Annotated in this window: 9 protein-coding genes; 4 read left to right on the top strand and 5 right to left on the bottom strand. The window is 67.3% G+C overall.

Annotation, left to right across the window (positions count from 1 at the left end):
* The first annotated feature begins 42 nt into the window (after positions 1-42).
* Entirely contained in the window at positions 43-2,694 is a 2,652-nt protein-coding gene (alaS, locus tag ACODS2_RS10545) for an alanine--tRNA ligase (protein ID WP_488998765.1), read from the top strand.
* Here the strand turns inward: alaS and ACODS2_RS10550 are convergent.
* Complete coding sequence (locus ACODS2_RS10550) at positions 2,691-4,457, bottom strand: cation:proton antiporter domain-containing protein (protein ID WP_488998766.1); 1,767 nt, start codon at positions 4,455-4,457, stop codon at positions 2,691-2,693. The genes alaS and ACODS2_RS10550 overlap by 4 nt on opposite strands.
* Before the next feature lie 112 nt (positions 4,458-4,569).
* On the opposite strand from ACODS2_RS10550, the gene ACODS2_RS10555 reads away from it, so the two are divergent.
* The 3 genes from ACODS2_RS10555 (at position 4,570) to trxB (ending at position 8,603) form a co-directional block, all read left to right on the top strand.
* Entirely contained in the window at positions 4,570-6,603 is a 2,034-nt protein-coding gene (locus ACODS2_RS10555; RefSeq protein ID WP_488998767.1) for a S9 family peptidase, read from the top strand.
* A gap of 10 nt (positions 6,604-6,613) precedes the next feature.
* Complete coding sequence (locus tag ACODS2_RS10560) at positions 6,614-7,555, top strand: glutaminase (RefSeq protein WP_488999031.1); 942 nt, start codon at positions 6,614-6,616, stop codon at positions 7,553-7,555.
* A 76-nt stretch (positions 7,556-7,631) separates the two neighbouring features.
* Positions 7,632-8,603, top strand: a complete 972-nt coding sequence (trxB, locus tag ACODS2_RS10565; protein ID WP_488998768.1) for a thioredoxin-disulfide reductase — start codon at positions 7,632-7,634, stop codon at positions 8,601-8,603.
* Between the two features lie 29 nt (positions 8,604-8,632).
* On the opposite strand, the gene ACODS2_RS10570 is transcribed toward trxB, so the two are convergent.
* The 4 genes from ACODS2_RS10570 to ACODS2_RS10585 all read right to left on the bottom strand — a co-directional run bounded on the left by ACODS2_RS10570 (position 8,633) and on the right by ACODS2_RS10585 (position 11,452).
* A complete protein-coding gene (locus ACODS2_RS10570) occupies positions 8,633-9,409 on the bottom strand; it encodes a hydrolase 1, exosortase A system-associated (protein ID WP_488998769.1) in 777 nt (258 codons plus the stop codon).
* Positions 9,409-10,026, bottom strand: a complete 618-nt coding sequence (locus ACODS2_RS10575) for an alpha/beta hydrolase family protein (RefSeq protein WP_488998770.1) — start codon at positions 10,024-10,026, stop codon at positions 9,409-9,411. Before ACODS2_RS10575 ends, ACODS2_RS10570 begins: the two co-directional genes overlap by 1 nt.
* Before the next feature lie 64 nt (positions 10,027-10,090).
* Positions 10,091-10,354: a phosphopantetheine-binding protein gene (locus tag ACODS2_RS10580; protein ID WP_488999032.1), complete on the bottom strand. Its 264-nt coding sequence runs from the start codon at positions 10,352-10,354 to the stop codon at positions 10,091-10,093.
* Between the two features lie 42 nt (positions 10,355-10,396).
* Positions 10,397-11,452 (bottom strand): GNAT family N-acetyltransferase, encoded by a 1,056-nt coding sequence (locus ACODS2_RS10585; protein ID WP_488998771.1) that lies wholly within the window; start codon positions 11,450-11,452, stop codon positions 10,397-10,399.
* Positions 11,453-11,495 lie beyond the last annotated feature (43 nt).

Consider the following 11,495-nt stretch of genomic DNA (forward strand, 5'->3'; position numbering starts at 1 on the left):
ACGTGCTTGTTCCGCGCCGAGCGCTCGCCTAATCGGCTTGTCATGACTTCGACGAACGAAATCCGCCGGTCCTTCCTCGACTACTTCGGCTCCGCCGGGCACGAGATCGTGCCTTCCGCACCGCTCGTACCGTATAACGATCCGACGCTGATGTTTACCAATGCGGGCATGGTCCCGTTCAAGAACGTCTTCACCGGGCTCGAGACGCGAGCGACCAAGCGGGCGACGTCTTCGCAGAAGTGCGTGCGCGCCGGCGGCAAGCACAACGATCTCGACAATGTGGGCTACACCGCACGGCACCACACGTTCTTCGAGATGCTGGGCAATTTCTCGTTCGGCGACTACTTCAAGGATCAGGCGATCACCCACGCCTGGACCCTGCTGACGCGCGAGTGGGGCCTGCCCAAGGACAAGCTGCTCGTCACGGTCTACCACACCGATGACGAAGCGTTCGACCTGTGGAAGAAGATCGCGGGGCTTTCGGACGACCGCATCATCCGCATCCCGACGTCGGATAATTTCTGGTCGATGGGCGATACGGGGCCGTGCGGGCCGTGCTCGGAAATCTTCTACGATCACGGCGATCACATCTTCGGCGGCCCTCCGGGTTCGCCGGATGAGGACGGCGACCGCTTCATCGAGATCTGGAATCTCGTGTTCATGCAGTTCGAGCAGGCCGCCGATGGCACCCGCTCGAACCTGCCGAGCCCGAGCATCGACACCGGCATGGGCATCGAGCGCATTGCCGCGGTGATGCAGGGCGAGCACGACAACTACGACACCGACACGTTCCGCGCGCTCATCGCGGCTTCGGAAAGCCTGACGGGCACCAAGGCCGAGGGCGCCAGCCGCGCGAGCCACCGCGTGATTGCGGACCACCTCCGTTCATCGAGCTTCCTGCTGGCAGACGGGGTGCTGCCGAGCAACGAGGGCCGCGGCTATGTGCTGCGCCGGATCATGCGCCGCGCCATGCGCCATGCGCATCTGCTGGGTGCGAAGGAACCGCTCATGCACCGTCTGGTGGGTTCGCTGGTGACCGAGATGGGCCAGGCGTTCCCCGAGCTTGGCCGTGCGCAGCCGCTGGTGGAAGAGACGCTGCTGCGCGAGGAAGTGCAGTTCCGCCGCACGCTGGCGAACGGGCTCAAGCTGCTCGACGAGGAAGCAGGCGATCTGGGCGAGGGCGACAGCCTGCCCGGCGCGACCGCGTTCAAGCTCTATGACACCTTCGGCTTCCCCTATGACCTGACCGAAGACGCGCTGCGCGCGCGCGGGGTGAGCGTGGACCGCGCCGGGTTCGAGGCGGCCATGGCGCAGCAGAAGGCGGCGGCCCGCGCGGCCTGGAAGGGCAGCGGGCAGACCGCCGACAGCGAAGTGTGGTTCGACATTGCCGAGCGTGAAGGCGCGACCGAGTTCACCGGCTATACCGCCAACATCGGCGAAGGTGTGGTCGTTGCTCTGGTGAAGGACGGCAAGGAAGTTGCCGAGGCGGAGGCGGGCGAAACCATCACCGTCATCACCAACCAGACGCCGTTCTATGCCGAAAGCGGCGGCCAGATGGGTGATGCCGGCACGATCAGCACCAATGAAGGCCTGCGCATTGCAGTGAACGATACGTCCAAGCCGCTGGGGCGCCTGCATGCGCATCAGGGCATGGTCGAGGCTGGTTCGATCAAGGTGGGCGATGCGGTGCAGCTTGCCATCGACGCGATGCGGCGTGATGCGACCCGCGCAAACCATTCGGCCACGCACCTGCTTCACGAGGCGCTGCGCCGCCGGCTTGGCGCCCATGTGACACAGAAGGGCTCGATGGTTTCGGCCGAGCGGTTGCGCTTTGACTTCTCGCATCCGGCGGCGCTGACGGCGGAGGATATCGCGGCCGTCGAAGATGAAGTGAACGCGGAAATCCTTGCCAACGCGCCGGTGACGACTCGGCTGATGAGCCCGGAAGACGCGATTGCGGCGGGCGCGATGGCGCTGTTTGGCGAGAAGTATGGCGATGAAGTGCGCGTGCTCAGCATGGGCACGGGTGCGCAGCCTTATTCGGTCGAACTCTGCGGCGGCACCCATGTGCGCGCGCTGGGTGATATTGGCCTGCTGCGCGTGGTGAGCGAAAGCGCGGTTTCTTCGGGCGTGCGGCGTATCGAGGCGCTGACGGGCGCAGGCGCGCGCAGCTATCTGGTCGGCCGCGAGGAAGCACTGCGGCGCACGGCGGGCCTGCTGCGGTCCTCGCCCGATGAAGTCGAGGCGCGCGTGGCGGCGCTGGTCGATGAGCGGCGCAAGCTGGAACGCGAATTGGCCGAGGCCAGGAAGGCGCTGGCGCTGGCCGGCGCTTCGGGCGGCGGCACGGCGGCTGCCCCGGCGGACGAGCAGGTCGGCGGCGTCACGTTCTCGGGCCAGGTGCTCGAGGGCATGGAGCCCAAGGAACTGCGCGGCCTTCTCGATCAGGCGAAGACGCGCATGGGCTCGGGCGTGGCGGTGATCGTCGCGGTTAACGATGGCAAGGCCAGCATCGCTGCGGCGGTGACCGAGGACCTTGTCGGCAAGGTCAGCGCGGTGGATCTCGTGCGCGCCGGTGTCGAGGCACTCGGCGGCAAGGGCGGCGGCGGGCGGCCCGACATGGCGCAGGGCGGCGGCCCGGATGGTGCCAAGGCCGCCGAGGCGATTGCTGCGGCGAAGGCTGTCATCGCGGGCTAACGGTCCCGCAGCCCGGCTGCCTTGAGGCGCGGCTTATGGTCGAGCCCGCCATCGCGCATGATCGTTTCGCGCAGTTCGTCGCGCATCTCGTGGATCGAGGCGATCACGGGACCCATCGCAACACCCATGTCGACGAGCACGGCCTCGGAAAGCTGCAGCGAGCTTTCGAGCGTTTCGGGGACGGCATCGCTGGCACCGGCGCGATAGAGTTCGGCGGCGTGATCGGCATCGCGGGCGCGCACGATGATCGGAAGGTCGGGGTGCGCGGCGCGGAGACGGCGGACGGTGCGGCTGACGAGAACCGGCTCGTCCATGGTGACGATAACCGCGCGCGCGGACTCGAGGTGGAGCTTTTCGAGTAGCGCGGCGTTGGCGACATTGCCGTAGATCACCGGTTCGCCTGCGCCGCGGGCCTGGGTGACCAGCGCGGGATCGGCATCCAGCGCGAGCCAGGGGACATCGTGTCGGGCCAGCATCGCGCCGACGAGGCGCCCGACACGGCCATAACCGAAGACGAGCGCCTGGCCGGTCGCGTCACTGGGGGCTGCAGCGGCGGGGGCATCGCCCGGGCGGTCCACCGCGCTGGCGATGCGGCGGCCCAGCATGGCCAGCAGCGGCGTGAGGGTCAGGCCGAGTGCGGTGACGATCTGCCAGAACTGGGCATTCTCGTGACTGACCAGCCCTGCGGCTGCGGCGGCGGTCAGCACGATCAGGGTGGTTTCGGACGGGGAAGCGAGGAGCAGGGCGACTTCGGCGGCGACACCCCGGCTCGCGCCGCCAACGCGCAACAGCAGCGCGGTAACGATCGCCTTGGCCGCGAGCACCGCCGCGACGCCGAGCGCGATCTGGCCGAGTTGGCGCCAGATCTCGCCCACGTCGATGCTCATGCCCACGGTGATCAGGAACACGCCGAGCGCGAGGCCCTTGAACGGGGCGGTGAGCGCCTCGACTTCACGCGAGTAGTCGGTTTCGGCGATGAGCAGACCGGCGAGCAGCGCGCCCATGATCGGCGAAAGGCCCGCGCCGGCCGTGGCGAGCGCAGCGGCGATCACCACGAGAAGGCTGAAGGCAAGGAAGAGCTCAGGGCTTTTGGTGCGTGCGGCGCTGGCGAACAGGCGGGGCAAGAGGAAGCGGCCGAGGGTGAGCATCACCGCGATGATGATGGCCCCGCGCCAGAGCGTGGCAAAGAGTGCGGCGCCGCTCTCGCCGCCCGGCCCGAACGCGCCGAGGACGAAGATGATCGGGACGAGGGCGATATCCTCGAGCAGCAGCATGGCGAGCGCGCGGCGTCCGACCGGGCCCTGCGTGCCGGCAATGGGCAGGACGAGTGCGGTGGAGGAGAGCGCGAGCGCGATGCCGAGCCCGGCGGCGGCGGAGATATCGTGGCGCATCCCGATGAGTACCAGCGTGAGGAGCGCGGCGCAGAGCAGAAGCTTTGTTGCGCCGAGGCCGAAGACTTGCGCACGCATGGCCCATAGGCGGCCGAACGAGAGTTCGAGTCCGATTTCGAACAGCAGCAGGATCACGCCCAGTTCGGCAAAGGGGGCAATCGCTTCGGGCCGGGTGATCGTGACGTAATAGAGCGCGGGGAACTGGCCGACGAGGCGACCCAGCCCGAACGGGCCGACGAGCACGCCAACAAGGATGAAGCCGATCACCGGCGTGATGCGCGCACGAGCGAATGCGGGGATGACGATCCCTGCCGCGCCGAGCACGACGAGCACATCGCTCATCGAGGTATTGAATTCGAGATTTCCTGCCATCGCAACATCCTAGCCGGGCTGGCCGCAATGTCATCGGAATAAGGTGTTGATTGCCTGCCCCGCGATGGTGTGGTTAGTCTTGACGCTTGTCCGGTTTTTTGGGGGAAAATCAATGGCGGCGACGGCGTGGCGCAAGGGTCTTGGCTGGGGAATGGCGGCTTGTGCGCTGGCGGGGGCGTTGCCGGCGATGGCGGAGGGAGGTGCGGCTACTGCCCGCCACCCGGTTACGATTGACGATATTCTGGCGCTGCGTTCGCTCTCCGGGCTTGATTGCGCGCACGATGGCAAGCAAGCGGTCTATGTTGTGGGCGAGGCCGATCTCAAGGCCGACAAGCGCCGCAGCGCGCTGTGGCTGGCCGATCTGGCTGGCGGCGCACCGCTGCAACTGACGAGCGGCGAGGACAGCGCGAGCGCGCCTTCGTTCAGCCCGGACGGCAAGTCCATCGCGTTCCTGTCCAAGCGCGGAAAGGACAAGCTGGCGCAGATCTGGCTGCTCGACCGGCGGGGAGGCGAGGCGACCAAGCTGACCGACGTGAAGGGCGAAATCGCCGGATTCCGCTGGTCACCCGATTCGAAAACACTGCTGCTGGCGATCAGTGATCCCGCGGCCGAGCCGCCGAAGGACGATCCGGAGCGGCCGCTCCCGGTGGTGGTCGATGATGTGAAGATCAAGCAGGATGGCGTCGGCTTCATTACGGCGGAGACGCACACGCACCTTGCGCTGTTCGATGTGGCGGCGCGGACCGAGACGCGGCTGACCGCTTCGGATTCGTTCGACGCGGGGACGGCCGAGTGGTCACCCGATGGCAAGTTCATCGCCTATATCGCTGATCACACGACGGATTTGTCCGGCCTTGGGGCGCAATGGCTGACGGTAATCGAAGCGCGGGCCGGTGCAGCGCCGAAGGTGGTGGCGAAGTTGAACGGTGCGCCGGGGCAGACGCTGCTGTGGTCGGCCGATGGCACGAAGATCACCCATCTGGTGGGGCCGGGCGGCAAGGTGGACCAGTATGGCCAGCCGCATCTGGCGGAAACCGTGGTCGCCAGCGGGTCGACGCGGATTTTGCCTGCGACGGCCGGGATATTCGTGAGCGCGCCGGTAGACCTTGGTGGCGGGCAGATCGGCGCTGTGCTCGCCGAGGACCGGCATGAAGTACCTGCGGTGGTCGATGCCAAGGGAGCGCTGCGGCGGCTGAATGACGGAACGCTTTCCGTGCTGGCGCAGTGCGGTTCGGCTGTGCCCGGGGCGGCGCGGGCCGTGGTGGCGAGCGGGGACGGCAAGCCGGCCGAACTCTATGTGCTTGATGCCAAAGGCGGGCTCAAGGTGCTGACATCGCACAACAAGGCGGTGGCGGACCGGGTCGCCTGGGGCAAGGTGGAGGACTATGCGGCGACGGCCAAGGACGGCAACGAAGTCCACGGGCTGATGCTGCGCCCGGCGGGCGTGGCTTCCGGGGCCAAGGTGCCGACCCTGCTGTGGATCCATGGCGGGCCGAATGCGCAGGATATCCACGCGGTCGACGGTTACACCATGATCGCCGACCTGCTGGCCGCGCAGGGCTATGCGGTGCTGATGCCCAACTATCGCGGCTCTTCGGGCCGGGGCGATGCCTATTCGGCGGCGATTGCGGCAGATTGGGGCCAGAAGGATGTGGCCGATCTCCACGCCTCGCTCGATTGGGCAGTGGCGCAGGGCTTTGCCGATCCGGCGCGGCTGGGCGCGGGCGGCTGGAGCTACGGCGGCATCCTGACCGACTTCCTGATCGTGCGCGACAACCGGCTCAAGGCGGCGTTCAGTGGGGCGGGCGAGGGCAATATCTTCGCGCTGTTCGGGGTGGATCAGTATGTCCAGCAGTACACGCAGGAACTGGGCACGCCGTGGAAGGAGCCCGAATTGTGGACGCGCCTGTCCGAACCGCTTTTTCATGCCGACCGGATCAAGACGCCGACGCTGTTCATGGGCGGGATTGCCGATGACAACGTGCCGCTGATCGGTGGTCAGCAGCTCTATCAGGCGCTCAAGATCACTGGCGTGCCGACCCGGCTGGTAGGCTATCCGGACGAAAACCACGGGATCGCGCGGCCCAGCTTCCAGCGCGACCGGCTGGAGCGGATCGTCGACTGGTTCAAGCAGCATCTGAAGTAGGGCGGCTAAGCTGTTGACTGACATTGGTGCGATTGTCGCCGAGATCACGGCTGAGATGCGCGGCGCGACCGAGCGTGGGCGGGTGGCGGACTATATTCCGCCGCTGGCCTGCGTTTCGCGCGACCGGTTCGGAATCGCCGTGGTCATGGCCGATGGCTCGCTTCATCTGGGCGGCAACGCCGAGGAGCCGTTCTCGATCCAGTCGGTCTCCAAGGTCTTTTCGCTCACCCTGGCGCTGGGCATGATCGGCGATGCGCTATGGAGCCGCGTGGGGCGCGAGCCATCCGGCAGCGCGTTCAACTCGATCGTGCAACTGGAAACCGAGCAAGGCATTCCGCGCAACCCGTTCATCAATGCAGGCGCGATCGTGGTGGCCGATGTGCTGCTGGCTGGCGGCACGCCGGCAGAGGCGATTGCAGGCGTGCTGCGCTTTGTCCGCACGCTGGCTGGCGACGAGACGATCACCATCGACGCCAAGGTCGCCGCGGCGGAACTGGCGACGGGCTATCGCAACATGGCGCTGGCCAACTACATGCGCGTGTTCGCCAATCTGCAGCACCCGGTGGAGCAGGCGCTCGGTGTATATTTCCACCAGTGCGCGCTGGCGATGAGCTGTCGCCAACTGGCGATGGCGGGCCGCTTTCTGGCGCATGACGGGCGCGATCCGGCGACGGGGCGCTGCATCGTGACGCCCCAGCGCGCGCGGCGGATCAACGCGCTGATGATGCTGTGCGGGCATTATGACAATTCGGGCGAATTTGCCTTCCGTGTCGGCCTGCCGGGCAAATCCGGCGTGGGCGGGGGCATTCTCGCGGTGGTGCCGGGCACGGCGAGCATCGCGGTGTGGTCCCCCGGTCTCAATGCCAAGGGGAACTCGCAGCTTGGCGCACTGGCGCTCGAGCGGCTGGCGGCGAGGACGGGCTGGTCGGTGTTTGAGGCCAGCCACAGCTAATTCGGGGAATAGCCCCAAAGCGGGACTCGTATTCCGCGCGGGTGCGTCTTATTTCCCGCTCCCACTGGAGGATTTCATGGCTACCACGCACAAAACCCGCATGCTGATCATCGGTTCCGGCCCGGCCGGGCTTTCCGCCGCCATCTATGGTGCGCGCGCAGGGATGGAGCCGATCGTGGTGCAGGGCCTGCAGCCCGGCGGGCAGCTGACGATCACGACCGACGTCGAGAACTATCCCGGCTTTCGTGATGTGATCCAGGGCCCATGGCTGATGCAGGAAATGCAGGCGCAGGCCGAGCATGTCGGCACGCGGATGCTGTGGGACACGATCACCGAAGTGAGCCTCGAAGGCCCGCCGTTCCGCGCGCACGGGGACAGCGGCGATGTCTATGAAGGCGAGGTGCTGGTGATCGCGACGGGCGCGCAGGCGCGCTGGCTGGGCGTGGAAGGCGAGCAGGAGTTCGGCGGCAAGGGCGTTTCGGCCTGCGCGACGTGCGACGGGTTCTTCTATCGCGGCAAGAAGGTGGTGGTGATCGGCGGCGGCAACACCGCGGTCGAGGAAGCGCTGTACCTCACCAACCATTCGCCCGAAGTGACGCTGATCCACCGCCGTGACAGCTTGCGCGCCGAGAAGATCCTGCAGGACCGGCTGATGAGCAATCCGCGCATCAAGGTGCTGTGGAACAAGGCCGTTACGCGCTTTACCGGCGCTGCGGGCGGCGTGCTCCAAGCGGTGGAACTGGTTGATACGGTGACGGGGGAGGCCTCTTCCTTGGCGACCGATGGCGCCTTTGTGGCGATCGGCCATGCGCCGGCGACCGAGCTGTTCAAGGGCAAGCTGGAGCTCGACGAGAGCGGCTATATCGTGGTGCAGCCCGGCACGCCCAAGACGGCCATTCCGGGTGTGTTTGCCTGCGGTGACGTCATGGACCACACCTATCGGCAGGCGGTGACGGCGGCGGGCACGGGGTGCATGGCGGCGCTCGATGCCGAGCGGTTTCTGGCCGAGCATGCCTTTGCCGCAGCGCAGGCGGTGGCGGCGGAGTAGCCCTGCAATGACGATGGGTTAGACGGGTTCTAGCGCAGCGCTTCCATTAGCCTTTCAAAAAGCCATCCCTGCGCCTCCTCACCGGCGAAGCTGTGGCCGCTGCTGCTGTGGCGCTGGATGCGCGGATCGCCCGCGGGCCACTCGGCTTCGAACATCTGCGCGGTGCGGTCGCCGGTGGCGAGGAGGATCGTCACGGGTCCGCCGAATCGCGCCAGGCTCCCGGCCATGGTTTCAACCAACGAGGATTTGACCGGAGCTGAAGCTGCTTGGCGAAGGCCCCGCGCGAGCTTGGCAAGGTTTACCCCGCCGGTAAGCAGGCGCAGGACTTCGCGCGGATTGGAAAGCTTGGCGAGATAGCGCTGGCGCAAGGCTGCGGGCGGGGCAGTGTCTGCCTCATCCGTTTCCAGCGTCCACGGATTGGCGAGGACGAGGCCGTCGAGCCCGATATCAGCCGCGTGGAGCATCAGCGCGGCGGCGGCGTCGCAGTTGCCGAAGGCGATCACGCGGCGCAACGTGGGCACGGCGGCGCGGAAGGCGCCGAGGGCGGCGGCGATGTCTTCGTGGGTGTGCTGGAAGCCAGGGTCGGTGCCGCCGCTTTCGCCGACGCCGCGGCGATCGTAGCGGAAAACGGGCACGCCAGCGGCGGCGAGGCGGGCGGCGATCCGGGCCTGTCCGCCCCAGCTGCCGGAGCGGATCTCGCGCCCGCCGGTGACGAGCAGCACGCCGGTGGTGCCAGTCGCTGCCTCGATATCGAGCGTGCCGACGAGGGTGGCGGAGCCGCAGGCGAAGGTCAGGTGGCGGCGCATCAGGCACTTGCCTCGGCGGCAATCAGGCGGGCGAGGGCGGCGGACTGGGCCGGGTCTTCGCCCGGTTCGTTGCGCAGCCAGAGGGGGCTGCCGCCGAGGTCGGACTGGCGGATCACGCGCTGGCCTTCGTCTTGCGGCACGGCGGCATCGAGTCCGGCAACGAGCGCGGCAGAGAGGCGGTAACCCACGAGTTCAAGGCCGTGGTTGCGGCCTTGTTCGAGCAGGTCGGCGCTGTTTTCCTCAGCGCCCGCTTCCTTGGCGGACAGCACGCGCGCGCGCAGGAGCTGGCGCAGGATCGCGCCGCCCTTCTGCGGTTCGAGCACCCAGCCGGGGAGGCTGGTCGGAAACACCAGCGCGCCGCCGCGCAGCGCGAGGACATGGGTGGCGGCAAAGTGCCGGGCCGCAGCGGCCATCGCATCGCGCCAGCTGCCGAGGCTTTGTGCCGAGAAGGCCTGCGCGCTTTCGTTGCAGCCGGGGAGATCGGGGAGCATCGAATCGATGCCGAGGCCGTCCAACTGGCGCTGCGTTTCGATCAGCATGCGCCGGGTGCGGTTCATCTCCTCGAACAGCGGGGGCACGATCAACAGGCGGACCGGGCGCGCGCGGTCGAAGACCACCGCATATTCATCGGCAATGCCGGAGGGACCAGGGCAAGGCCAGGTTGCCGGCATGGGCTTTTGCTCAGGCCTCGCCGCGTTTGCGGGTGATGAAGGTGAGGAGATCACCGTAAGTGCCGAGCATGTCGCCATCGACCTCGTCATCGTCGATCACGATGTCGAAGCGGTCCTCGATTTCGGTGAGGAGCCCGGCGACGGCCATGGAATCGAGTTCGGGAAGCGCGCCGAAGAGGCCGCTGTCCGCCGTCATTGCCGCAGCGCGCGCGGCGCCAAGGCCGAGCACATCGTTCAGCAGGCTGCGCAAGTCGGTGTCGGTCTGATCGGTCAACGTCACGGGTAAGGCCTTGTGATGAAAGGAATGGCGCGCGCTTTAGCCAGCGGCCTGCGGCGAAACAAGCGCAGGATTTGGGGGCGGACGCAGCATCCGGCGTTTGACGGCACGGGCGGCGAGGCGAGCGAGCGCGGGCCAGTGGCCCACGGCGGCTGGGCGATAGAAGCGGAGCGCGAAGCGTGGGCGCTGCGCTTCCATCCAGTCGCGTTTGTAGGGATCATTTCCGGTGCCGAAATCGACGGTGTGGACGTGGTCTTCATCGATCACATGGCGGAACAGTGCGGCGGTGAGCAGCGTGCCGGGGGAGTGAGCGCGGTAGGCTTCATTGTGCGCTAGCTTGTGGATCCACGCTGTGCCGCCCTCGACCGTCCAGAACTGGGCGGCGACCGCTTCGCCATCTATTTCTGCAATCCCCATGCGCAGCGCGCCTGCGGCGCTTTCGGCCTGCGCGAAGGTGCGCAGGAAGGCGGGATTGCCTTCTTCGGGCTTCCAGCTCTTGGCGTAGATCGCTTCGTAGGCAGCCCAGTCGGCCGCGCTGAAGACGGTCTCGATGCGCAGCGAGACTTTGCCGCGCGCGGTCTTGCGGCGGACAGTTTCGCGCAGTTGGCCGGGGCGGGCCGCCCAGTATGCGGCAAAGCTGCGGCCCTTTAGCTCAAGGATATGATTGGTATCGCACGCTTCGGCGACGCCGATCCAGCCGGCGGCGCGGAAGGCCCTGGCAAGCGCTGTGGCTTCGGCCTCGGGCATCGGCGCGAGTTGCACCGCGCCGATGGGGGCGAGGCTGCGGGCCAGCGCTTCGAAGAGTTCGGGCGCGCGGGCGGAATCGTTGGTGAGCGGGCGGACGAAGAAGCTGTACCATGTGCCCAGTGGCGCAGCGCCGCCGGGGCTTGTCCGAAACGGGAGGACGGCCAGCGTATCGCCATCGCGGGCAATGGCGAGCTTGCAGGCGGTGCCGGGAAGGCAATGCTCGGCAAGGAGCACGAGCCAGTCCAGCCGGTCGAACGGCGCGCTTGCAGGCGTGCGGCCAAGCAGCGCGGCGAGCGCCGGGTCGGCTTGCGCTTCCCGCAAATCAGCGTGATAGACCTTAACACCCAAGTCTTCGTTCCTGCCCCAGATCCTGCCATCTTGCCCGAGAGAG

It is taken from the genome of Novosphingobium sp. FG137, assembly GCF_057809735.1.